General features: G+C 39.3%; 23 protein-coding genes. 6 read left to right on the forward strand and 17 right to left on the reverse strand.

Translation table 11 applies throughout. From position 1 onward, the window contains the following. Positions 1 to 25: 25 nt before the first annotated feature. From C9889_RS02040 to C9889_RS10000, 3 genes are all read right to left on the reverse strand, one after another. Positions 26 to 388, reverse strand: a complete 363-nt coding sequence (locus C9889_RS02040) for a hypothetical protein (RefSeq protein WP_318531487.1) — start codon at positions 386 to 388, stop codon at positions 26 to 28. Between the two features lie 527 nt (positions 389 to 915). After that, positions 916 to 1,257 carry a hypothetical protein gene (locus tag C9889_RS02045; RefSeq protein WP_129596791.1) on the reverse strand — a complete coding sequence of 114 codons (342 nt, stop codon included), beginning with the start codon at positions 1,255 to 1,257 and terminating at the stop codon, positions 916 to 918. Positions 1,258 to 1,524: 267 nt separating this feature from the next. Beyond that, the gene (locus tag C9889_RS10000) at positions 1,525 to 1,665 is read right to left on the reverse strand and encodes a hypothetical protein (protein WP_013037521.1); all 141 of its coding nucleotides are present in this window, start codon (positions 1,663 to 1,665) and stop codon (positions 1,525 to 1,527) included. 376 nt (positions 1,666 to 2,041) lie between these two features. Between C9889_RS10000 and C9889_RS02050 the strand changes: the two genes are divergently transcribed. After that, positions 2,042 to 2,425 (forward strand): hypothetical protein, encoded by a 384-nt coding sequence (locus C9889_RS02050; protein ID WP_129596793.1) that lies wholly within the window; start codon positions 2,042 to 2,044, stop codon positions 2,423 to 2,425. A gap of 37 nt (positions 2,426 to 2,462) precedes the next feature. Here C9889_RS02050 and cysS read toward each other — a convergent pair whose 3' ends face one another. From cysS to C9889_RS02085, 6 genes are all read right to left on the reverse strand, one after another. After that, on the reverse strand, positions 2,463 to 3,884 hold the full coding sequence (gene cysS, locus C9889_RS02055; protein WP_129596795.1) for a cysteine--tRNA ligase: 1,422 nt from the start codon (positions 3,882 to 3,884) through the stop codon (positions 2,463 to 2,465). A 61-nt stretch (positions 3,885 to 3,945) separates the two neighbouring features. Continuing rightward, on the reverse strand, positions 3,946 to 5,001 hold the full coding sequence (gene rtcA / locus C9889_RS02060; RefSeq protein WP_129596797.1) for an RNA 3'-terminal phosphate cyclase: 1,056 nt from the start codon (positions 4,999 to 5,001) through the stop codon (positions 3,946 to 3,948). 469 nt (positions 5,002 to 5,470) lie between these two features. Beyond that, positions 5,471 to 6,109, reverse strand: coding sequence for a VTT domain-containing protein (locus C9889_RS02070; protein WP_129596800.1), 639 nt, complete (start codon positions 6,107 to 6,109; stop codon positions 5,471 to 5,473). A 384-nt stretch (positions 6,110 to 6,493) separates the two neighbouring features. Further along, positions 6,494 to 6,712 (reverse strand): amphi-Trp domain-containing protein, encoded by a 219-nt coding sequence (locus tag C9889_RS02075; RefSeq protein ID WP_129596802.1) that lies wholly within the window; start codon positions 6,710 to 6,712, stop codon positions 6,494 to 6,496. A gap of 601 nt (positions 6,713 to 7,313) precedes the next feature. Then, entirely contained in the window at positions 7,314 to 9,026 is a 1,713-nt protein-coding gene (gene polX, locus C9889_RS02080; RefSeq protein ID WP_129596804.1) for a DNA polymerase/3'-5' exonuclease PolX, read from the reverse strand. After that, positions 9,023 to 10,732 carry an ATP-dependent DNA ligase gene (locus C9889_RS02085; protein WP_129596806.1) on the reverse strand — a complete coding sequence of 570 codons (1,710 nt, stop codon included), beginning with the start codon at positions 10,730 to 10,732 and terminating at the stop codon, positions 9,023 to 9,025. The genes polX and C9889_RS02085 overlap by 4 nt, the downstream gene beginning before the upstream one ends. Before the next feature lie 233 nt (positions 10,733 to 10,965). Between C9889_RS02085 and C9889_RS02090 the strand changes: the two genes are divergently transcribed. Next, positions 10,966 to 11,310 carry a PRC-barrel domain-containing protein gene (locus C9889_RS02090; RefSeq protein ID WP_129596808.1) on the forward strand — a complete coding sequence of 115 codons (345 nt, stop codon included), beginning with the start codon at positions 10,966 to 10,968 and terminating at the stop codon, positions 11,308 to 11,310. A 481-nt stretch (positions 11,311 to 11,791) separates the two neighbouring features. On the opposite strand, the gene C9889_RS02095 is transcribed toward C9889_RS02090, so the two are convergent. Together C9889_RS02095 and C9889_RS02100 are read right to left on the reverse strand one after the other, a co-directional pair. Then, positions 11,792 to 12,454: a dienelactone hydrolase family protein gene (locus C9889_RS02095; protein WP_129596811.1), complete on the reverse strand. Its 663-nt coding sequence runs from the start codon at positions 12,452 to 12,454 to the stop codon at positions 11,792 to 11,794. Further along, on the reverse strand, positions 12,441 to 13,118 hold the full coding sequence (locus C9889_RS02100; RefSeq protein WP_191985814.1) for a phosphoribosyltransferase: 678 nt from the start codon (positions 13,116 to 13,118) through the stop codon (positions 12,441 to 12,443). Before C9889_RS02100 ends, C9889_RS02095 begins: the two co-directional genes overlap by 14 nt. Before the next feature lie 421 nt (positions 13,119 to 13,539). Here C9889_RS02100 and C9889_RS02105 point away from each other — a divergent pair, with 421 nt between their 5' ends. Continuing rightward, positions 13,540 to 13,875 carry a hypothetical protein gene (locus tag C9889_RS02105; RefSeq protein ID WP_129596815.1) on the forward strand — a complete coding sequence of 112 codons (336 nt, stop codon included), beginning with the start codon at positions 13,540 to 13,542 and terminating at the stop codon, positions 13,873 to 13,875. 318 nt (positions 13,876 to 14,193) lie between these two features. Here the strand turns inward: C9889_RS02105 and C9889_RS02110 are convergent, their stop codons facing one another. The 5 genes from C9889_RS02110 to C9889_RS10005 all read right to left on the reverse strand — a co-directional run bounded on the left by C9889_RS02110 (position 14,194) and on the right by C9889_RS10005 (position 18,786). Continuing rightward, positions 14,194 to 14,385: a TRAM domain-containing protein gene (locus tag C9889_RS02110; protein WP_013037550.1), complete on the reverse strand. Its 192-nt coding sequence runs from the start codon at positions 14,383 to 14,385 to the stop codon at positions 14,194 to 14,196. A gap of 221 nt (positions 14,386 to 14,606) precedes the next feature. Beyond that, complete coding sequence (locus tag C9889_RS02115; protein WP_129596817.1) at positions 14,607 to 15,902, reverse strand: DEAD/DEAH box helicase; 1,296 nt, start codon at positions 15,900 to 15,902, stop codon at positions 14,607 to 14,609. Positions 15,903 to 16,567: 665 nt separating this feature from the next. Continuing rightward, the gene (locus C9889_RS02120) at positions 16,568 to 17,617 is read right to left on the reverse strand and encodes an MBL fold metallo-hydrolase (protein WP_129596819.1); all 1,050 of its coding nucleotides are present in this window, start codon (positions 17,615 to 17,617) and stop codon (positions 16,568 to 16,570) included. A 90-nt stretch (positions 17,618 to 17,707) separates the two neighbouring features. Further along, positions 17,708 to 18,322 (reverse strand): TrkA C-terminal domain-containing protein, encoded by a 615-nt coding sequence (locus tag C9889_RS02125; protein ID WP_225419949.1) that lies wholly within the window; start codon positions 18,320 to 18,322, stop codon positions 17,708 to 17,710. Positions 18,323 to 18,624: 302 nt separating this feature from the next. Continuing rightward, the gene (locus C9889_RS10005) at positions 18,625 to 18,786 is read right to left on the reverse strand and encodes a hypothetical protein (RefSeq protein WP_157769608.1); all 162 of its coding nucleotides are present in this window, start codon (positions 18,784 to 18,786) and stop codon (positions 18,625 to 18,627) included. Positions 18,787 to 19,098: 312 nt separating this feature from the next. On the opposite strand from C9889_RS10005, the gene C9889_RS02130 reads away from it, so the two are divergent. Then, complete coding sequence (locus C9889_RS02130) at positions 19,099 to 19,977, forward strand: amidohydrolase family protein (protein WP_129596823.1); 879 nt, start codon at positions 19,099 to 19,101, stop codon at positions 19,975 to 19,977. 86 nt (positions 19,978 to 20,063) lie between these two features. Beyond that, positions 20,064 to 20,216, forward strand: coding sequence for a hypothetical protein (locus C9889_RS10010; RefSeq protein WP_164999253.1), 153 nt, complete (start codon positions 20,064 to 20,066; stop codon positions 20,214 to 20,216). 134 nt (positions 20,217 to 20,350) lie between these two features. Here the strand turns inward: C9889_RS10010 and mdh are convergent, their stop codons facing one another. Next, positions 20,351 to 21,274: a malate dehydrogenase gene (gene mdh, locus C9889_RS02135; RefSeq protein WP_129596825.1), complete on the reverse strand. Its 924-nt coding sequence runs from the start codon at positions 21,272 to 21,274 to the stop codon at positions 20,351 to 20,353. 184 nt (positions 21,275 to 21,458) lie between these two features. On the opposite strand from mdh, the gene C9889_RS02140 reads away from it, so the two are divergent. Further along, positions 21,459 to 22,703, forward strand: coding sequence for a GntP family permease (locus C9889_RS02140; RefSeq protein WP_129596827.1), 1,245 nt, complete (start codon positions 21,459 to 21,461; stop codon positions 22,701 to 22,703). Positions 22,704 to 22,742: the final 39 nt, after the last annotated feature.

The following is a 22,742-nucleotide window of genomic DNA, read 5'->3' on the forward strand; positions in this document are numbered from 1 at the left end:
CTACACTTATGCTAAAAATAGACATTTAGTAATATTCACTTTTGGAGGGAATTATCCTGTGGACCCGTTGTTGATACTCCCTGTATTCCTCACCAAACTGTGCCACCAGCCTGGTTTCCCAGTGCAGTGACCCCAAGTAAAGGTATATGCTCGCCAGCTGGGCACCAATCTTGAACCTGTGAGGAACATCCCGCAAAGCCCTCGGTGCAACCAGAGTGGCAGCCAATTGTACCCCTACCATAATCCACCTCCAGGGAGAAGGTACGATGTACAAAAAGGGACCCGGGTTTGTGTAGAGCAGGTAGACAAGCGGCAAAATCGTAATAACTGCAATAAGGCTGTATGCCGGCATATACAGCATTTCTGCCCGGGAACCCAGAACTCTCATGAGTCGGCGTTTGAATGGCAGGCTGGCCAAAAAAACTGTGAATGGCTGCAAATGCCACAAGACAAAATATAAGGATAATAGTAGATGAAACCAATTCCAGCACTCTCCTTTTTGTTGAATAAAACTTATTTATTATTTTTTATCTAACAGTAACCTGTAGTATCTTTGTATAAACCAACCATCTAAATGTCACGAGAAATATTGTGGTTGTGTTCTGAATGCAATGACTACATGAAACCGCTACTATTTATTTCTGTATTTACTTCTACATGGCAAAAATATATTAATTTAGCCTTAGTGCATAACAAATCCATTTATCAGGAAAAAATACCACATTGAATATCAGATATTATATACCATACACTCAAAGTTATCTGATATTTTGATTTAATCGTTTGGATTGTAAGCCAAAACTTGCAGAGAAAACTATCTAAAAAATAGGACGTACTAATACAATCAAATTAAAGGAAAAGAAAATAATTTATTCACCAGTAAAATGGTGAATGATCAAATAGCCAAGACAGCAGTTATTTATCGCCTTTCCTCAGGCTTTTCATTTTTTCAAGTTCCCCCTCAAGTTCCCGAATCTTCATTTCATCGATAGAATCCGCATAATTAGTAAGATCCTTATCGGCTGTCTGAAGCGTGTTGTGCAGCCTTTCCACTACATTCTTCTCCAGATCCAACCTCTGTTTCCTGGTCTCGCTAACAAGGTCCTCGACAAGTACCTTACCTTCTTCCTTGCTGATGGCACCTTCCTTGACCCTTGTATTTACAAATTCCCTTATTCGCTCTTCGGACATAGCTGCCAATCCTGCACCAATCAATGCAGTTGCGCCTAAAAGACCCATCTTCTTTATCTTTTCCATGTATAATACCCCATTACTGATCAGATAGGATTCACAATCGGCATGAATTAAAGTCAACCAGTAAGTCAATCAACTATATTTGAAAACAGGGAAAACCTTCCATCTGTTTTTATAATAACAACGGGTGACCGAATGCCGATCCAAAAATTCACAACTCCCCGATTTGTGTTTCCCATCCAGATAATAATAGGTACAACTAAATATATATTTGTTGGGCCTCAAAGAAGAGGCTACAGTTTAATTTTATAAGTATTTATTATGTTTATCTCAGGAAGAAGATTCTTCCTGATTATTGAATACCTGATTACCCAGTTCAGTTACATCGTAGGTATCCGTTTCAGGATTGTATTTTAACAAACCATCCTTTGCCATTTTATCCAACATAGACTTCATTATATCGTCTGTCATTGTTTTAACCTTTCACTCATTTTTATATAATATCCACAAACCCCGCATAGCGACCATAGACATTAAGGCAAAATTAATACATGTTGTTAGAGTATCTTTAATACATTATTAAAGGGGGAACTAAATGAACGGAATCGGTTACTATGGTTATGGTTACCATACTGTGGTGGGTATGTTTGTATTTGTCCTGATTATAATAGGTATCGGTTTATTGATCAAATGGTACCTTGAGAAAGGTCAATGAATATACCAAAATAAATAATGATGGAAGAATGCGGATATGAAATCGTGAAATGACTGTATTATTATTACATTAAATTGGAATAGCGCCGGAATCTGAAAACGGTTAAATAATTGAATTGGTTAACAGGTAACAATGAAATTCATAAAATCAATTGTTGCTATTTTTTTCCTTTCTGCAATACTACTTACCAGTGGATGTGCAGACGACACAAATCGATCTATAGTCCAATCCGGTGTTGTAGAAATTGAAGGGGAAAATATCAAGGAAACCGTCCAGTATGACGAGGAAAACATCGATCTGTACATAAATGGTGACTCCATCAACGTTGTGGTGGAATGGGGTACCCGGGTTGATAATGCCACTATTACCGGCAATAATATAGAAGTTCTATTCAAAGATGGATCAAGTATTGAGGAAATTTACCTGAGTGGGTCACGCATAACCGTTATGATACCAAAGGCCCAGTATCCGTCTATACAAAAGGAAGGCAATGATGTGGGACCGATATATTACTAATCCACTTTCCCACCTCTAGACAGAAGTGCAAATAATCTTAGTATAAGCACTTTTGTCTCTTCACATTAGGCCCTTCACAGGTATCCTGCACAACAAATCCCGCTTGCGCAATTTTATCCCTTAAAGCATCTGCTGTTTCCCAATCCCTGTTATTTCGGGCCTGCTCACGGATCCTTACAAGCTCCATGATCTCTTCTGGAACTTCCTCACCTTCTTGTCCAAAAAGGCCAAGGGTATCTGCAAACTTCCTGTAGAGGGAATGAAGTTTTTCAAGTACATCCTTATTCCTGCCGGCTTCAAGATACTGGTTGGAAATACGGGATAATTCATGGTAAACTGCAATGGCTTTCGGAATGTTCATATCATCTTCCAGAGCGTTCCTGAAGTCATCTTCAAGATTGCCAGTCAGATCTATCATTTCCTGATCAGTAGGATGTTCATTATCATCTGCACTCTTCATAGCGAACTCCAGATTTTCCAGTGTTTCTCTGAGCTTGAAATAGCTATTTTGTGCATTCCGGGCAAAGGAGTCGGAAAAATCCAGTTTCTTCCTGTAATGCACGGACATAAAAATGAAGCGCACAACCTCCCCTCCATATTTTTCAACCAGTTCGGGAAGAGTGAAAACATTACCCTTTGACTTACTCATTTTTTCGCCGTCAACTATCAGGTGTTCCCCGTGTATCCAGTACCTTACAAAGGGTTTACCTGTAGCACCTTCAGCCTGGGCAATTTCATTTTCATGATGGGGAAATATCAGGTCCACTCCACCTGTATGAATATCAAGGGAAGGCCCAAAATGATTCATTGACATTACCGAGCATTCCGTATGCCATCCGGGCCTGATCTTACCCCAGGGACTTTCATAGTAAATACCCCTTTCAATCTCATCCTGTGTGGATGCTTTCAGCAAAACAAAATCACGGGGATTGTCCTTATCGTATTCATCGACATCAACCGATGCTCCCATCTTAATTGAATTGAAATCCAGTTTTGAAAGCTTACCATACGCCGGGAAAGCCGAAATCCTGTAATACACCGAACCGTCCTTTTCATAGGCGAGCCCTTTTTCCATCAGTGTTTGAGCCAGCTCTATCATTCCATCCACATTTTCAGTGGCCCGGGGATAATAAGAGGCATGTTTTATGTTTAGCATATCAAGTCCGCAGAAAAATTCTTCCGTATATTTTTCTGTAAATTCCTTCAGGGACATGCCCGCTTTCTTTGAATCCCGGATAGTCTTATCGTCGATATCTGTTATGTTCATTACAAGATTCACTGTGTAGCCCAAATACTCCAGGATACGGACCAGATTATCGGTCATCAAAAAGGTTCGGTAATTGCCTATATGCGGAATATTGTACACAGTAGGACCACATGCATATATTGTAACTTCATCTTCTTTTAAAGGCTTGAAATCTTCCTTTTTCCTTGTTAAAGTATTATACAATTGTAACATTCAAACAACCACCTGTTTACACTAATTTACGCCTTTCTATTTTAATCAATACATTTTACATTCAACTATTTGATGGCTGCACCAGCACTGCCCATAAATTTTGCTCTTTTAATACCGAAAATTTGACCTTCAGGAATCTGTTCACAATATCCATGTTTGTTCTGGCATGACTGGTTACAGATGTTGCCTTAAAGCGCGATTGATCATTGGCCAGTGCCATATAGGGGATCACTTGATCGCACATAAATTCATCAACTGTTGCACCTGCTTTAATGCACCTTGAAAGATTTTCTGCAGCATCAAGTCCTACGTCCTCAGCCCTGACACCACGCTCCCCGAGACTATCCATCCCGACAATGGAATTTTCAAAAACAGCCCAGAGGGTGACTCCTGACCCGGTGGAATAAGAGGGTGAATATTGGGCATCAATATTTATTGGTACATCATATCTCTGCACAAGATAATCCTGTATTGCATCAACTTCCCTTGCAGATACATCTGCCCTTTCGAGATCCGATGATGAATGGGCAACTCCTTTTATCTCCAGCAGTTTTCCTCTTTCATAAAGATCAATGGCTTTAATACCATCTATCGGTGATGCTACCTTGACCAAAACCTGAGCTCCTCCACGAGGATAGTAACCCTCCCTGAGAATCCGGATATTCACATTAAAACCCATCCTTGAAAGAAAGGGACAGAGAACATGCTGTATGTAAGCAAGAGGGGGACTCCATTTCCCATAGGTCGCACCGCCATGAATAGAGACCTGTATATCTTGGTCTGCCATGGTCATCGGAATCAGAAGGGCCTGCAGGACAAGGCCGATTGATCCTGCTGTAGGAATTTCTATTTTTATATGATCGGATATTATTGGACCCGGCACAAACTCAATTTCCTTTGAACTTACCGATACTCCCCTCACTTCTGCGTTACACAACTGTGCAACCGCCATAATTGCGGCCACATGCTGGGCTCGCAAACCCGGGACTTTCCTTTGTGCACGGATATTGATGATTTTCACAGGTATCCCTGTGACCGCAGAAAGAGCTACGGTTGTCCTTATTATCTGTCCACCCCCTTCTCCAGTGGAACCATCTACTAAAATACGATCAGACATAGAAATTAATCATACTTCTTTATTTAATATTTTACCTGAATGCTCCTATAATTATCTTCAGGATTCTTTATAAGGACCCAATGTATGTTGTTAGACATAACCTACTACTCCTATTCCCTTTGCCTGCTTTGTCCTCAACTCACATCTGATATATTCATAGTATCTGGTGGTGACGGGGAGAAATTGAGAGGTTTTTCTTCCAGAACTTTCAAGAATTAATACAAAAAATATAGAAATACACAGGAGAAATGAGAGCAAGGATTTCAATCCATTACTCTCATCGTACCACCACTCCATATCAGCCAAACCCCCGTTTCAGGCTGAATACAAGGTGAGAGTCATGCTGCTAAACTCCCCCTTACCAAAAACTGATTGATAAATTCCTATATATAACAAATGGATAAAAATAGTATGGAGTGGATTAAAAAACATGTGGTATTAAAAATTTCAACCATATATAATACAGAAGTTACAGTATACCATTACCCAATCTGGAAAATTCTACAAGTAACAATATAAGCACGAAATTACCCACAAAAAGAGGTGGAATCAATTTTTTCACCGGGAATCCACCAAATGCCAGGCCTATAGATAAAATGTCACTGGGCAGAGGGGTCAATGAATATAAAAATATAATAAGAACAACCAGTTTATCATTTATTTGTTCCAGTTTTGCAGTCAGTTTAATTACTTTTGCCTCATATTTTCCCGGTATACATTGTTTCCCTTTCCTGCCCATGTAATAGAATAGCAGGTCACCCAGAGTGAGACCCAGACTTGCAATCAGCCCCAACCAGACTGGATTTACTTCAGACAAAGCTATTGTTATAAGAACAGTATAAAATGTAGTAGAAGTAAATGTGGAGACTCCGCCAATTAAAGACAACAGGAAAATAGCCAGATACGTATTGTTAATACCCAAAGTTGATACTATCAATTTTGGAGGATAGTAATGAAGTAAAATTGACCACGTAATAATAAAAAGAGCTATTAAAGCAAAAATAATAATATTATTATGTCGACTGGATGTATTATTCATCCGCTTTTTGCATAACCCTACCAGATAAGCTGAATAATCTGCTTTTTTTCCTGTCTTTTTTGTCGACATTGGTCCCTGCGAAATATTAGATAACAATTAAAATTTGATTTCAGAAATTAAAAAGACAACATAGAACATTCAATTACTTAATGCCTGTGTATGACTACAATCATGATTAACTAAATTGTCTAACTTTTTAAAGCAATATTAAAGCAAGGAACCTTCAACTATCTCTGGAATAGATAAGAATGTTCAGAACTCCTCGTTCCGCTACTTATATCCCCAAAAAATCATATAGATATAGTGATGGGCAGGGTATAATGCAGGATAAAATTGTTTTATCCACCACCAGACCACAATGAAAGGAGTTTATAACACCTGATGTAGTTTATTCCCTTGCCCATCAATATACAATAATATTATATGTAATCTTTTCAAAGTACTATTATCTTTTTATTTTTTCCATTTTATTTCTATTTCAATCTCTTTTTGGCCTTTTTCAATTTTGAAACCGTATTCTACGTCCATGTTGCCATCGGGTATCTCAACATGTTCTTGTCCGATCTCTATTTTTCCAGCCTCAATCTGGGTCTTAAACTCATCCAAAAATCCAATAAGTTCCTGTTTATTGTATGAATAATTCTTTTCAATTTCCTTTTCTGGTTCTGTCATATTCCCACTCCATGTTTGAAGGATCAGTATATATATTTAACGTAACCTGATATATTATAGTTGGTAAGAAGAGTCAGGAAATCAATCTTCGATGATACCACTTAAAAGATAAAACATAAAAACTGATATATTGAAAAATGTGAGATTTATTGGGGATGGGGTACAAGAAAAAGGAATTACCGCCACAAGCCGCGTTAACCACCATCGAAGACATGTATTTTACATGCATTTTCTATTCTCAATTTTAATTAAAGTTTAAACATAAATAAAAATCAATTAAAATATCATTGAAAATTCAAAGTACATACAATATTTCATACCATTTTGTATTTATATTAAGGCCACATTTATCTATTTGGAGTGAGAGGAAAGGGAACTCTCACCAAAACCAGTCGTAATAGGGTTGCGACTGAAAAGAGGAGTGGGGTATGAGTTGAGAGCATTGGGTAAGGGCCCCTTTGCTCTCAAATCCTCTTTACACTTTGACTGATAGAAGGACTTGAAATGTATTTTTATCATTGCCTGCTTTGACAATAATTCTAATATCTATGTCTAATATCCTTGCCCGGTAAAATGGGCATTTGGAAAGGTTTTGGAACTTTCAGCCAATCAATCGTTTCAGTTCTTTCAGTGAATAAGTGTTCGCAATATCATCCTTTGTAAGCCAACCTCTGCGTGCTTGTCCGATACCGTATTTCATGAAATCCAGTTGTGAACAGGAATGACTGTCGCTGCTGATACAAAACTTAAGGTCATATTCTTTGGCGTGTAAAATCAGGTTGTCGTTAAGGTCAAGCCTTTCCGGCTGGCTGTTTATTTCCATAAGTTTACCGTTTTCTGCCGCTGTTTCGAAGATTTTGTCAATGTCAACATCATAAGCCTCCCGAATACCGATCTTGCGGCTTGTAGGATGTCCCAGCACATGCAGGAATTCATTTTGCAGGGCCGTAGTTATCCTTTCAGTCATTTTCTTTTTGGAAGACTTATAACCGGAATGAATAGATCCCACGACAATATCCATTTCCTCAAGAATGTCATCCGGACAATCCAAACTTCCATCAGGAAGGATATCCACTTCAATACCTTTCAGGATTTCTATATCAAAATCCTCGCGGAGACCATCTATTTCCTTCCACTGATCTTTTACCTTATCGGTCCCTAAACCACCGGCGATCTTGCGGGATCTGGAATGATCAGTGATACCAATATACTCATATCCCAATTTATCGGCCTGTGCGATCATAGAATTGAGGCTATCCGTTCCGTCACTGTAAGAGGTATGGACATGCAGATCGCCCCTGATATCTTCTAATTTCACCAGTGAAGGAAGTGTATTTTTTGCACGTTCCAACTCTCCCCTGTTTTCCCGCAGTTGTGGCGGAATGAAACTTAGACCTAATTTTTCGTAGATTCTATCTTCTTTTCTTCCTTCAATCTTTTTTTTTGAATCCTCTTTAAACAATCCATATTCCGAAAGCTTATAGCCTTTCGAGAGGGCAAGATTTCTCAGTTCGATGTTATGATCCTTTGAGCCTGTAAAATACTGTAATGCTGCTCCATAACTACTTTCAGGAACCACTCTCAAATCTACATGACCGCCGTTTTGCAATATTATTGTACTGCGTGTCTTACCCCGGGATTCAACCTCGTCCACACTTTCAAAATTAACAAAGGCATCCATGACTTCTTCAGGATCCAAAGCAACAACCAGTATATCAATATCCCCGATCGTTTCCTTCATCCGCCGCAGAGATCCAGCGTAATCTATTTTCTTCAGGGTAGTGTTTTCTTCCATATAGGATATAATTTCTTCAGCCAAATCCATTGCTTTTGGTAAAAGCATGCGTTCATGGCTTTTTTCGTATTGGGAAATTGCTTTATCCAGATCTTCTTCAGTCTTTTTCCCAAACCCTTCAAGTTTGCGGATCTCCTGATTTTTAATTGCCTCTTTCAGATCGGGTATTGATTGTATGTCAAGTTCATCCATGAGTTTTTTTGCCTTTTTAGGACCAAGCCCTCTAATCTTTATTATCTTACTAGCACCCCTGGGAGTTTGCTTTCTTATCTTTCTAAATTCTTCCACAGACCCGGTTTCAATATATTCAACAATGTGGTCTGCAATACGGCTCCCAATACCGGGAATGTTTTCCAATCCTTCCCTGCCCTTTTTTGAGTAGAGCCCTGAGATGTCTTCCCTCATATCCCCTATTTTTCTGGCTGCTTTGCGGTATGCACGAGGTTTCCACTCTACTTCTTTATATTCAAATATATCCGCAATCTCATAGAGTAGTTTGGCTATATCCCGATTGATCATTTCAGATGTTTCACCTCTTCAACTGTAGTTGCATCCTCTGGGCCTTTGTCATACCTTATCCTAAGTAAACGTGGAAAACGTAGCGCATATCCATTCCCTGAATTTTCCTGACCTGATGTATGTGAGGGACTTGAAGTAATCTCCGATCCAATTACTTCGATAACAACAGCTGGTTCAATGTATTTATCTGGTTGCATATCACTATCTACCAGAATGTTGACAGGTTGTTTTTCAACGGCGTATTTTTTTAGAAGATCGTTGATTTCCGCAAAGTCTTCATCTTTGAAACCCGTACCTACTTTAGCCAGAGTTTCATACCTTTTTTCGCTTTCATTGAGCACAGCACATAACAATGCCCCAAATGAACCTTTGCGCCTCCCTTTACCATGATAAGTTCCGACAATCACCAGATCAAAGGTTTCTCTTACGTCTTCAATATATTCCTTTTTCCACTTAACCCACAACCAACCTCTTTTTCCCGGCCTGTAAGTGGATTTAGCCTTTACTGACTTAATAATTATACCTTCCATTCCCTTTTCCACACAAGAATCGAAAAAACGCTGTATCCGGGAGAAATCTGCACTCACAACCCGACCTGCAAGTTTTACTTTTTCTGTCTCTACGAGATTTTCTTCCAAAATTTGTCTCCTTTCAGGATAAGACCTGTTCATCAGGGATTTACCATCGAGATATATAACATCAAAGAAAAAAACGGTTACAGGGATTTTTTCCACATATTCCTTGACATGATACTTTCGCCTGCGCTGCATAAGCTCCTGAAAAGGAAGGAACTCCCCTTGCCTATAAGCAACGATTTCTCCATCTAAGACAATTTTTTCAGCTTTTACACTTTCACGAACAGCCTCGATGACATCAGGAAACTGTGCAGAAATATCAGTTAGCCGCCTTGAGAATGCCTTTATATTATCTCCGTCCACATGTACCTGAACCCTTTCTCCATCATATTTTTCCTCGGCTGCCATGGTCCCGGAGAATTTCTCATTCAGCTCCTCCATAGTATCTACCCTGCTGGCTAGCATCATCTGGACAGGCCTGCCAATTTTAATGGAAAACTTTCCCAGTGAACTCATCCCGTGCTTTGCCAGAGACTCGCCAAGCTGACCGATATCAGTACATATATTGTATGTATCTTCCACTTTAGCTGTATTATTCCGGCTACCTGTAAAAGCCAGAGCCAAAGCTTCCAGAAGAAATTTCTCACCAAAACCCAGCCTCAGATTTCCCTGTGCAATACGCATAAGATACCTGGATTCCAAAGGCATGGCCTGTGCCAGTACTTCGGCGAGTAGATTTATCTTTCTTTTTTGACTACCCTTTCCCGAAACGTCCCTTATCTGCACAAAATGCTGAAAGACATACTTGAGTGAAAGTGAACTTCGCTGTCTATCATTAAAAACAGAAGCCACATCCCCCAGATCTCCTTGATTCTCAAATGCAACCTCTACTTTTTCCATATCCACATCATAGGCCTGGGAGATGGCTTGTATACCATATTTATCTCCAATTCCCAAATCAATTTTTTCAAAACGGGGACCGATTGTACCCAGTGCAAGATATGCGGTTATTTTCACCTCTGCCGGCTCAAGTTTTTGAAAATGCTCTGCCAGCAATTCAATTATTTTCTTATGAGATGTAGAATTATCTAATTTTTCATAAAGTTCTACAAGTTTCCGAAATGACTCCATGGCCCCCCCACCTTAAAATATCCTGTATAAATTTGTGTTTACTACCAGAAATAGCTTTAGATGGTCCATATAGGCGATACTTTTAACAACCATCAAAAAAGAAGACAGTATGGAAGGTATGGGGGATGATTTGTAGCTGCGGTGAAAGAATTTGTTTCATTATGGTTTAACCGCAGGTATAAGAAATCAGAATATTCTGCTGACATGCCTTTCATTTAATAGGAGTGGGAAATATGGATGGAAATGCACCTAAATTTTTGTCAGCAAGTACAATCGAAAAAGACAAAGTAGAAGATTTAAACGGTGAAGACATTGGCCATATAGAAGAACTGATGATTGATCTGGACTTTGGTACGGTTGCCTATGCAGCCCTTTCCTTCAAAGACAAGTTATTTGCAGTTCCCTGGGAAGCATTGTCTTTGAAAGAAGGAGAGCATAGGTTTGTATTTCATCACGACAGGTCTCTGCTTGAAGAATCGGAAGGATTTGATAAAGATAATTGGCCTTTGTCCAATGAGCGCAAATGGCTGACGGATGTCTATGCAAAATATGGATTTGCTCCTTACTGGGAGAAATAATCTCCCAGTTAAGTTTTTGTATTGGATAGTGCTTCTCATACTACACTTTGTTTTCCTATCAAAAATCCAGTGTACCAATAATACGTGCAATACTGTAATTTTCTTACAAACAAAACACAAAAACAGCGTAAGCTCTGACATTTAGAAGAGTATTAACTGAATTGTTAGTATATAGTTAAAGTGGAATATAAAGTAGTGGGAACATCGCTGCTATAATGTTCCCACTTTCGTACCACCACTCCTTTCAACCGTTCCTTCTCAATGGTTGGCTTTGACATACAGGAGAGTTTCATACCCAAAACTCTCCTCAATAGAGGAGTTTGTTCCATAATTAAATAAATCACGGGCCAATTTTATTAGAATGTTTTTGGGCAGTGGAGGGGGTTATTCCATACCTACAATTTTCCTATATCAAAATGTGTAAAGGAAAGTTGCAGGCCAAGCAAAAATATTCTCATACCTGCAAAAGAAGGACATTTAATTAGTCTGTGACTAAATATTCAAGAAACCAATTTCCTGCGATCTTTGCTACCTCTTCCAGTGCTCCTTGTTCCTCGAAAAGATGAGTGGCACCAGGGATGATCTGGAGTTCTTTCTTGCAGTTTAACATTTTTAATGCCTCACGATTCATGTCTATAACCTGATAATCTTTCCCTCCAACTATCAGAAGGGTAGGTGCTTTTACACCCGGAAGGGCCTGTTCTGCTAGATCAGGTCTGCCTCCCCTGGAAACCACTGCACCAATTTTATCTGAACGTTTACTGGCTGCACTAAGGGCAGCTGCAGCACCTGTACTGGCTCCAAAATAACCGATATTCAAATTTTTGGTAGCCGGGTTTTGGAGGACCCAATCAGTGGTTCCTATAAGACGTTCAGAAAGAAGATCTATATCGAATCTCAAGTGTGCAGTAACATTGTCGATTTCTTCTTCTTCTGGAGATAATAGATCAAAGAGAAGAGTAGCCATTTTATTCTGCCGCAGTATTTCTGCAACGGTTTTGTTACGTATACTATGTCGACTACTTCCACTGCCATGAGCAAATATAACTAATCCCTGGGCATCTTCAGGAATTTCTAAATCACCCTCAAGAATTATAGAATCCATCTGGATACGTACAGTTTCCTGAATTTCAGTAACAACCATATTCAGCCCTCCTCTGTTTTTTGTAGTGACATACTTTTTCCAGCATATCACAGACTTCCTCATCGGTTATCTGCCTAAAGTCCTCATACCAGGCACCTACACCATAGAAAGGTTCCGGAGTGGCGCCACAGATTATATTGTCAACTTCCTTTTCAAAAGCCCTGCATGTATCAAAGGAGGCAACAGGGACAGCAATTATTATATTTGATGGATTTTTGGAACGCAATGCTTTAACTGCAGCTAGCATAGTGGCACCCGTAGCCAAACCATCATCTATCAGAATCACAGTACGACCCTTTATTTCTGGACGTTTGCGATCTCCCCGGTATAGCCGTTCTCTTCTATGTAATTCTCTACGTTCATCAGCCGCAACTTTGGCAATCATTCTGTCTGAGATACCAAAAGACCTGATTATATCTTGATTCAGTACACGGACATCCTCGGAATCGATAGCTCCCATTGCCAGTTCTTCATTCCCGGGAACACCCAGTTTCCGGATCAGAAAAATGTCCATCGGTATTTTCAGTTGTTTTGCAATTTCATATGCAACCGGCACTCCACCCCTGGGCAGGGCAAGCAAAATAACGTCCTTTCTGTTTGCATACTCACTTAATTCGCCAGCCAGCTTGCGCCCGGCATCCACCCTATTTTTGTATATCTGCATAATCTACCTCAACTCCCATATATGGGTGGGTTTAGCATCTATTTAGGAATTTTCCGTCATATAGAGAACCTGCAATAATTACACTACAAAAATGTTGAAATTAGAATCGGACCATATGGTTAGCCTCAATTATTATTAATGATTCACATTGACACACTCTATATTTATGGAATGGAAAACATAATTTTTTCGTCTTATGACTTGCAATGTAGTTTATGATGAAAGAAGGGAGCAGTACAATCAATTCAAACAACTAGTATTTTAATTTATATCTGAACTGATAAATAACAACAATAACAAGAGATATATTGTTATTTTACTAAATTGTTCATGAATAATATTGTTCATAATTAATAAATCCGGATTTTTTTATATAGATGCGAATCCTAGTGTATAATATAGGAAGTATCTGTGGAAAATCATGATCCAAAAAAGCAAAATCTCCGGAAAGGGCACGTTTAAAAGCCATCCAGCATTTTATCTTACATCAAAAACGGGAATATTGTCAGCAGCATCTATATTCTTCTGGCACATATTTACAAATACAGGTCTAAAAATGGTTCAGGCCCTGGGATCTGCTGGTATCATGATCGAGTCGACAATGTTCGGTGAAATGTTCCAGTATCCGATATACGCAGCAATAGGACTCTGCACATGGGCATTGATAATAATTGCACTGGCAGCCACACCTATAATTCTTAACAGTCGGCTTTTCTCATACTGGAAAAATATTCCTGCCATTCATCCCGGAAATTAAGTCAATCTCCGGGAAAATTTTGAAAATCAGATTTTTGATAAAATTTTCCATTAGCCTTCTTTTGCATGATTTAAATCAACTTCAGTAAATTCTGAAAATAGATGATTTATTGTCCTGTTTCCTGTTTTTTGAAGAATACATTGTTATAATAAATTGAGCGTTAAATAAACCCAAGCAAAGTTCCCACTAACTTTTCGAGGAAACCTATAGAACATAATTAAAGTTAACTTAATAGGTATTCAAATACCAAACTACAAAATAGAAATAAAAATAGGGATTTGGGAAATTCCCAAATCGTTTTTTTCAGAATCAGAAGATTTAAACTACTTCACCGAATGCGAATTTACGCATTACTTTGGTGACTTTAACAGTGACTTCATCGCCGACTTCGGTGTTTGGAACAAAGATGACAAAGCCGCTAACTCTTGCAATGCCGTCTCCTTCTCTTGCGATATCTTCGATGGTCACTTCATAACTTTCGCCAGCTTCTACTGGTGCACTTGAATCCATATTGTTAAACAAATATTACACGTCCTTTCTAATGAAGCTTAAAACAGATAATTAACTAGTTGGAAAACATAGGAGAATAGTAAATACGGTACAGTAAAAACGTATAAACCTAATATTTATCGCAGTAGCCTTAATCTCTTGAAAGCAATCTTACTACGAGGTTATGGTATATATACCTTTTGAATAGGGAGGTGTGAAAATAAGACCTCCCTGTGGCAGGATTACTTCTTCTCTTCCGCTAACAGAATTTTTACAAGGGCAGCTGCAACATCCACTGAAGCATAATCTTCTTCCAGTAAATTTTCAACCCAGTGCTCATATTTGCCAATATGCCCATCATCGATTATCTTCTTGACGTTTTGTGACAGCATTTCCGCCCTGATATCTTCAACATCACTCTGGGAAGGAACATTTTTCCTTATGATCTTTGCCTTTGTGTGTTTCTGTATATCTTTGATCTTACGGATGTCCTTACCGGAAGCAAAGGTTATTGCAACTCCTTCTTTGCCTGCCCTACCGGTTCTGCCTATCCTGTGGACATATGATTCCTCATCCTGGGGAATGTCATAGTTGAAAACAGCCTCAATGTTCTCCACATCGATACCACGGGCAGCAACATCGGTTGCAACGAGTGTCTCAATTTCCCCTTTCCTGAAATTGGACATGACACGTTCCCTTTGTGCTTGCCTCATATCACCATGCATCCCATCTACAAGATAACCTCGTGCCTTGAGAGTTTCAACCTGTTTATCGACATTTTTCTTGGTATTACAGAAAACAAGAGAGGATTTGAAATTGTAAATATCTATCAAACGGCACAAAACTTCGGTCTTTGCATTATTTTTGACTTCGAAATAGTATTGTTCAACCTGGGGGACTGTTAGTTTCTTATGAACCGTCTTTACCATCTGGGGGTTTTGCTGGTATTTCTTTGTGAGTTTAATAATTGGTTTGGGCATTGTGGCAGAAAATAGAACTGTCTGTTTCTGGCCGGGCACGCGACTGAGAATAAATTCAATATCCTCCCTGAAACCCATATCAAGCATTTCATCGGCTTCATCGAGCACCAGCATTTTCACACCATCAAGTTTCAGTGTCTTTCTCTGTATATGGTCCATAATCCGCCCGGGAGTACCAATTACAATGTGTACACCTCTTCTCAAAGCCTTAATCTGCCTGTCTATTGGTTGACCACCGTAAACAGGTAACATTTTGGTATTCTGGTACTTGGCAAGTTTGCTCATCTCCTCGGCAACCTGATTTGCCAGCTCCCTGGTTGGACAGAGGACCACTACCTGAACCTTCTTACTTTTGACATCCAGCATTTCAAGAGCAGGTATACCGAAGGCAGCAGTTTTACCGGTACCGGTCTGCGCCTGTCCTATTACATCCTTACCTTCCATAAGATAGGGAATAGATTGAGACTGAATAGGGGTGGGTTCCTCAAAACCCATGTCTTCAACTGCACGTTCAATATTTTTCGATAAATTCAAATCTTTAAAAGTTAATGATTCCATGGTAAAATTCCTTTTATATTCTGCTATCACAGTATCCTGAAAAATTGCCTGACACAGAATAGGTGCCTGTATAGGCATCTTTGGGGATAATGATGATCAATTAAATGTACTTGTTCTAAATGTTTCTTTAAACAAAAAGAGGCATGATCCATAACAACGGCAAGTATATAAAGGTTGTCGGTAAGCAAAGCAATCCCATAAATTAATTTAATTAAAAATATTATATATTTCATCTTGTTTAACAAGGACTTTATATTTAACAGTCAAACACCCGGTCTAAAAGCAAAATAAAAGGTAAACTGACCGATATAAAATATTCTAACATTTTATAGTGAGATTTTTATCTTCTTGCCATAATATCCTTACAGAATGGAAGATAGTCCCATCCTAACACTGCAATTTTTGGTACCATAACCCTCCCACCGGTAGATTTGATTCTTTTTACATAATCATTGATAGAATCCACACTTGTGTAAACAGTAATCTTCTGGAAAGGAACCCGGGTGAACTATCAAATTTCCAGCCGAACGTTATTCATAAAAATTCTTTGCCCCATCTACATCATCCGAAGCCACATCTGAATGTACTTATTGTAGATATTTTTTACCCCAATCAAAATCGAGTATTATCGTATATAATACAGATGACACACAATTGGACAAAATTCATTTCAAAACAACGGGAACAAGACCCTTGTATTCAGCGGCCGTCATTATACTGACATCCATTTCCACTGCAATATCCCACACTTTTTCAGTCCGTTCCCTGTAAAGAGGATCCCTGAGTAGGTGATGGTCGTATATAATAAGGTTCGGAACACTTTCCTTAATAATCCGGATGATATTATTTATGCTGCGGTCAAGGTTTGTCCTGTTGAGAAGGTAGCCCAAAAGATAAGTTGGGGGGCCATCAAGTATCAAAATATCTGGATTTTCATCAATAATCCACTGAGCATGGTCTTCGATGACAGGGCCCTGCAGATCCGATGTATGAAGTAACTTTTTACCTCCATATTCTATAATAGTAGCAATCACCCATCCTGTAGCAGAATACTCGATTCCATGGAAAAGTGGACGGCTAAAGCGCACCTTGGTATTGCCAGTTTTAAATTCACAGCCGTCTGAAAAATATATTCCAGTAGATACAGGTACTACCCATTTCTCAGATGACCAGCGTTTTTGCATTTTCAAAAATCTTTTTCGCCATCTTGAAATTAATTCTTCTCTTCGTTGTTGGTAATCACCAAAATCCATGGAAAAAGCCAGAGGTAAGCATTCCACCGGATCTTTGTAATGGCATTGCATCGGAGGAGAGTATTTGAGAGTGGTCCCTTTAAGCCGGCTCAGCGATTGCAGGAACTTCCGGGACCTCTCCCACTGTGAATGGTTTATCCACCTGTTAGGATCCTTAATCCACATATTGCTATTGAGATATGTTTTACAGGAATCTTCATCCACCATATAATGATCAAAGTGATAATGACTGATTATGATATGTTCGGCTTCTTTCATTTCTTCTTTGATTTTATGTATAGCACTGAGCAAGTAGAACTGCTTTTGAGAATCCGAAAGCGGAAAACTTTTTTGCAGAATTGCAGCTCCGGGATCTATGAGTATGCTTGTATCAGGAGTTTTCACAAAAATACATGATGATTTAGCTCCCATTGAATCAAAAGACACAAGCCGAAATTCCAGTTTCCCCACCACATTCATCATATGACATTCCTAGATATATGAAATAACCGGTTATTGTTATACTATTAAGTTCAAAATCGATTTAAAGTGGATTGAATCACTGAAAAATAATCAAATATCTGCAGACTCACTTTGTTTACTGCCTGTTTCCTGTTCTTCCACCACGTCCCTCTGCTGTGCCACTGCTTCGGCGTGTGCAACCGCTCCGCGAAGTCCTTTACGTCTTCTGTCCAGGGAGCGCAAAGATTCGCCTCTGCCGTATAGAAGGAGTACATCATTAACTTCAATACGTGTGGATGCTGCCGGGGCTCCAATGTATTTACCCCCGGGTTTCTGTATCCCAAGAATCAACACTCCCTCATCCACAAGGTTCAACTCATTCAGGACTTTACCTGCTAGCCAATCTTCAGAGCCAACTTCCAGTTCTGAAACCTGATAATCCCCACCCAGGTAGATCAGGCTTGCAGAATCCGATGTCTGGATATCAGTCCATCTGGTAAGAGAAAAAGTGATAACACGGCTGAGAAATCTATCGACTTTTTTGCTACGGGTAATGATTAAAATCGATAGAACACCAAGTGTAATGACAATAACATAACTTAGCAATGTAGCAGAAGCAGGATTCAGGAAAACAAGGACTACAGAGGCCATCAGGGTTATTATTCCGGCATTTCCCACAAGCATAAGCAACATCAGTATCCTGCGCCTTACAGGATGATTCATCATTTTTTCAGATTCCGTGGTAGTAAATCCTGCACCTGTAAGTGCAGATCTTGCCTGGAAGCGTGCGACTTCACGGGAAAGACCGGTTAGGGTTAGCGCAATCGTGGCTATACGATTGATTAAAAGAGATAAAATAATTACTGCAAAAACCGTAATAAATGCCGCTATCCTTTAGAAGTTTGCTCCTTGTGTCCTATTGGACCTGAAACCATTTATCATTTTCTGAGTTAAATGGAATGACAAAATAAACAAAAACAATAGGAGAGGAGGAAAATTAGGCAATTCGGTGAATTGCCCTTTAATGATCAGCCGATAAGGTTGGCATAAGCGGTCAACCTGTACAGAGAAAACAATCCAAATGCCAGAATAACCATCATGAAAACCATTTCATTAATGGTCATGGTATGGTTTGCTTGTCTGGTAAGATCCCCGCTCTCATGTATAGATCCATTTTGGTAAATTTCCATTTACTAACCTCCGTTTATTTATTATCACACATATTGTGATGTTTAATCATTACAAATATCTATAATGATTTATCATTAATAAACCTTTCTACCTATTATAAACCACACCCAAAATTTGCCGACATCCTCAAGTAAATAATGTGAAAAACTCGCATCTATGCTATTTTCATATAATCTAATTCTTCTGTACTCCAGCATAGAATATACATTATGTACAAGCCTCATCAATTCGACAAAGGGTTAAGAAAAGACAGCAGCAAGCAAATTTTTGTGTCGAGTATGTATATGTGGTATAAATAAAAACAGTTCTTCATGGAAAAATGTGAAAAATATCGGATCAATGATGCACATTGCCATTACGGAACAAATTCAATCTTTATGACAATGGCGCTGAGGCCCACCACCAGGATCAGTAATAACATACAGAGGCTGCAGGAGAACATGGATCGGAATAATGTTGAAAACTGTGTTCTGTTTGCACAACCAGAACCATCAAACACTTTCGGACATTTCTGGAAAGGCCTGTTCTACCATCTCAAAAACAAATCTCCAGACCCTGATGAACCATACTCTGGTTGGAAGATAGATTACACCAGAGCAAACGATGAAATATGGGCAATTGATGACGACCGGGTCGCATTTATACCGTTTATAGCTGCAAATGATAGTGCCGAAAATATTGCAAAATATGAAGATGAAGACGAAAAACCTCCTGCAGGGATAAAGTATTATGGAATCTATGGAAATATGCCTGATGATTCAATCCTGAGTTATATGAATGAAAACTACATGAACCTCCTTTTACACATCCCTATGGCGTGTAGTAAAGATCCTTATAAATTGCTGGATAAAGTGGAACAATATCCGGATATTAATTTTCAGCTTGCACATCTGGGGGATGGTATCCCTGAAATTATAAAAGCAGTTAATGATCTTGACAATCTCTATCTGGATACGGCAATGTCAAACCATGAAGCATACAGATATATGTATAAAAATAATGGCACGACTACTGAGGATATAATAACCAGCCAGCCTGAAGGAAAAGTCCTTTTTGGTTCAGATGAACCCTGGGGAAACCTGCAGGAACAACTCCAGAACATAGTTAAACTACAGGAAGACGGAACCTTTTCAACAAAGGATGTTGACAGAGTGTTGTACAAAAATGCAGCACATTTATGGGATTTCTGAACTGCAGGATAATTTAAAATAATAGCACATACCAAGCTAGTATTGTATAGTTTGATTTGATTATGATCCTTTTAAGGAGGATAAATATGTCGAAAAAGATGTGTTTCTGGAAAAAAGATGATATAAAAGAAAACACAAAGGAATTTAAAAAACTTATTAAGAATCCTTCATATTACTGCAAGAAATGTGGTCGGGTTGCAAAGGATGACAATAACCTCTGCAAAGCCAAAAAACTATAAACTGGTTTTGAAGTATTATTTTTAATCTATCACATTATTGAATGCCAGCCTTATAGACAATTGCCTCCTCAAGGGTCTACTTGTTGACTTTCTGCACCGTTTTCTCCCACAAAAATTCGCTAAAATGCGAAATATCATATATCCAGACAGTCGATGCTTTTCTTTATATTTGCAGAGGATTCTTTTATTGCCTGTTTCTGTTCTTCTGTCAGTTCCAGCTCTATTATCCCTTCAATACCATCACAACCAATTTTGGCAGGTACACCGAAATATATTCCTTTCTGGCCGTATTCCCCCTCCAGATAAGCAGAAACAGGCAGGATTCTCTTTTCATCTCTCAGGATTGATTCCACCATCTGGACTATGGCAGCAGAAGGCGCGTAAAAAGCGCTACCCTCTTTGAGCAGAGCAACGATTTCAGCACCACCGTGAATTGTACGTTCTACAAGCCCTGCAATGACATCTTTTCCAAGCAATTCTGGCAGAGGTGTCCCGAATACTGAAGAATGCTGGGGTAGGGGGAGCATCTGGTCGCCATGACCGCCTATCACCATTGCTTCAACATCTCTTTTGGAGCAGGCAAGTTCATCGGCAATAAAGCTGGCAAAACGTCCCGTATCAAGTATTCCACTCATTCCGAATACACGATTTGGTTCAAAACCGGTGACTTTCAGGGCCACATAAGTCATCACATCAAGAGGATTGGTAACAGCAATAACAATAGAATTGGGTGCATATTCTTTGACGTTCTCACAAACATCTTTCATGATCTTAGTATTGATATTTATCAGATCAGCCCGACTCATACCGGGTTTCCTTGCAGCACCGGCAGTTATGATCACGATATCCGAATCAACAATATCCGCATAGTCATTACTACCCTTGATTTTAGTATCATATCCTACTATGGCTCCTGCCTGCATCAGGTCCAGGGCTTTTCCCTGAGGTAACCCTTCAACTATATCCACAAGGACAATCTTACCGAACTCCATTTCGGCAAGTCTCTGCACAGTAGTTGCACCAACATTCCCTGCTCCTATTACTGAGATTTTAACCATGGCAAAAGCACCTTTGATGTGATTGTTGTAAGAAAATACCAAATTATAATTTTTATAATTAAACCTATTCTTTTGCTATTAATATTGCTGCTCCATATTATAGGTATATTTTGAAATCATTGGTTTAAAATATACAGAAAATATAACTAGAGATGATATATCGAATGAGAATTAACCAAAAACGGTGAAAAATGTGCAAGCTATCCTGATTTTCACGATAACCATTGTATTAATAACAATTCTTCTCTGGAAGATTAGATTGCCCCCCTTCCTCGTCCTGACAGGTGCAGCCCTTTTTTACGGCATCTTCAGCGGGATGCAACAAAATGCAATCGCAATGGCAACACAGGGTGCAGGCAGGGTATTCGCACTCCTTGCAATTCCTATTTTTTCAGGGTCATTAATTGCCCTGGTAATAAGACAGGAAAATTTTGCGCAGCGGATTGTCTCGGATATGCAAAAGATATCCGCACGACCCACCCTTATATCAGGAATTGCAGGTTACCTGTTATCCATACCCCTCATGTGCTGCCTGACAGCTTATGTGGTAATGATACCCCTTGTTGAAAACCTGAATGTAAACTCTGAAATAAGGAAGAAATGCTATTATGTAACCGCGATCGCAAGCACACTTTCTTTTGTCCTTCTGTATCCGCTTCCTGTCATATACAGTATTACAAGAAATCTTAATTTTAATGTTGATGCTGGCTTCAACCTGGCTGCAATCACCATATCCATAATTCTCTTTATTTTTGGATACCTGCTTATTACAAAAAGAGGCAGCTACAAAGACACATGGAAAGAAAGAGAATTGTCAGCAAGGGAGTCACCTATTGGATGGGTACCATTAATACTGCCCATTGTTTTCCTGGCAATTGGCCATTTTTTGCCGGGAGCTTCCCTGCTGGCAGATATCAATCTTGCTATTATTCTTGCGGCCAGTGTGTCCCTGTTACTGGTAAAAAAGGAAAACCTGGATATAGTTTTTGAGAAAGGCACCCACAATGCAGGTATAATATTGCTGGACCTGTGCGGTGCCGGGGCGCTTGGAGGAGTAATTGCTGCTAGTTCATTTGCAGAAAATACCTACAATCTTATCGGACACCTCATACCTGCTCTTTCCATCCCGTTTATTTTCGCCGCGATAATCCAGACTGCACAGGGCTCCAGGGCTGTCACTGCAATAATAACATCATCCATACTCGCCTACAGCCCCTATGTTTCAGAGGTGGCAACCATTCCCCTGATATTAATGATATCAGCTGGCACCATGGTGTTTTCCTACGTTACAGATCCATTTTTCTGGCTGATCCAGAGAACCACGGGCGATGATGTTAAAACCGTAGTATCGAACTATACCATTCCACTTGCCATACTGGGGATATTACTATTCACTTCAGTCTTACTGATTGATTATTTCCTGTTCTGAAGTGACAAGAACTATTAACCAGTAAAAAAGACCAGAGAT

Origin of the sequence: Methanohalophilus profundi (genome assembly GCF_004137855.1) — an archaeon.
Taxonomy (GTDB): Archaea; Halobacteriota; Methanosarcinia; order Methanosarcinales; family Methanosarcinaceae; genus Methanohalophilus; species Methanohalophilus profundi.

Excerpts from the sequence above, each read along its gene's own strand:
- rtcA (WP_129596797.1), bottom strand. The coding sequence starts at position 5,001 with ATGTCTGATCGTATTTTAGTAGATGGTTCCACTGGAGAAGGGGGTGGA.
- C9889_RS02100 (WP_191985814.1), bottom strand. The coding sequence starts at position 13,118 with ATGCAGATATACAAAAATAGGGTGGATGCCGGGCGCAAGCTGGCTGGC.
- C9889_RS02125 (WP_225419949.1), bottom strand. The coding sequence starts at position 18,322 with ATGATGAATCATCCTGTAAGGCGCAGGATACTGATGTTGCTTATGCTT.
- C9889_RS02070 (WP_129596800.1), bottom strand. The coding sequence starts at position 6,109 with ATGTCGACAAAAAAGACAGGAAAAAAAGCAGATTATTCAGCTTATCTG.
- C9889_RS02095 (WP_129596811.1), bottom strand. The coding sequence starts at position 12,454 with ATGGTTGTTACTGAAATTCAGGAAACTGTACGTATCCAGATGGATTCT.
- C9889_RS02045 (WP_129596791.1), bottom strand. The coding sequence starts at position 1,257 with ATGGAAAAGATAAAGAAGATGGGTCTTTTAGGCGCAACTGCATTGATT.
- C9889_RS02105 (WP_129596815.1), top strand. The coding sequence starts at position 13,540 with ATGATCCAAAAAAGCAAAATCTCCGGAAAGGGCACGTTTAAAAGCCAT.
- mdh (WP_129596825.1), bottom strand. The coding sequence starts at position 21,274 with ATGGTTAAAATCTCAGTAATAGGAGCAGGGAATGTTGGTGCAACTACT.
- C9889_RS02130 (WP_129596823.1), top strand. The coding sequence starts at position 19,099 with ATGGAAAAATGTGAAAAATATCGGATCAATGATGCACATTGCCATTAC.
- C9889_RS10005 (WP_157769608.1), bottom strand. The coding sequence starts at position 18,786 with ATGGAAATTTACCAAAATGGATCTATACATGAGAGCGGGGATCTTACC.
- C9889_RS02110 (WP_013037550.1), bottom strand. The coding sequence starts at position 14,385 with ATGGATTCAAGTGCACCAGTAGAAGCTGGCGAAAGTTATGAAGTGACC.
- cysS (WP_129596795.1), bottom strand. The coding sequence starts at position 3,884 with ATGTTACAATTGTATAATACTTTAACAAGGAAAAAGGAAGATTTCAAG.
- C9889_RS02120 (WP_129596819.1), bottom strand. The coding sequence starts at position 17,617 with ATGATGAATGTGGTGGGGAAACTGGAATTTCGGCTTGTGTCTTTTGAT.
- C9889_RS02115 (WP_129596817.1), bottom strand. The coding sequence starts at position 15,902 with ATGGAATCATTAACTTTTAAAGATTTGAATTTATCGAAAAATATTGAA.
- C9889_RS02040 (WP_318531487.1), bottom strand. The coding sequence starts at position 388 with ATGAGAGTTCTGGGTTCCCGGGCAGAAATGCTGTATATGCCGGCATAC.
- polX (WP_129596804.1), bottom strand. The coding sequence starts at position 9,026 with ATGATCAATCGGGATATAGCCAAACTACTCTATGAGATTGCGGATATA.
- C9889_RS10010 (WP_164999253.1), top strand. The coding sequence starts at position 20,064 with ATGTCGAAAAAGATGTGTTTCTGGAAAAAAGATGATATAAAAGAAAAC.
- C9889_RS10000 (WP_013037521.1), bottom strand. The coding sequence starts at position 1,665 with ATGACAGACGATATAATGAAGTCTATGTTGGATAAAATGGCAAAGGAT.
- C9889_RS02050 (WP_129596793.1), top strand. The coding sequence starts at position 2,042 with ATGAAATTCATAAAATCAATTGTTGCTATTTTTTTCCTTTCTGCAATA.
- C9889_RS02085 (WP_129596806.1), bottom strand. The coding sequence starts at position 10,732 with ATGGAGTCATTTCGGAAACTTGTAGAACTTTATGAAAAATTAGATAAT.
- C9889_RS02090 (WP_129596808.1), top strand. The coding sequence starts at position 10,966 with ATGGATGGAAATGCACCTAAATTTTTGTCAGCAAGTACAATCGAAAAA.
- C9889_RS02075 (WP_129596802.1), bottom strand. The coding sequence starts at position 6,712 with ATGACAGAACCAGAAAAGGAAATTGAAAAGAATTATTCATACAATAAA.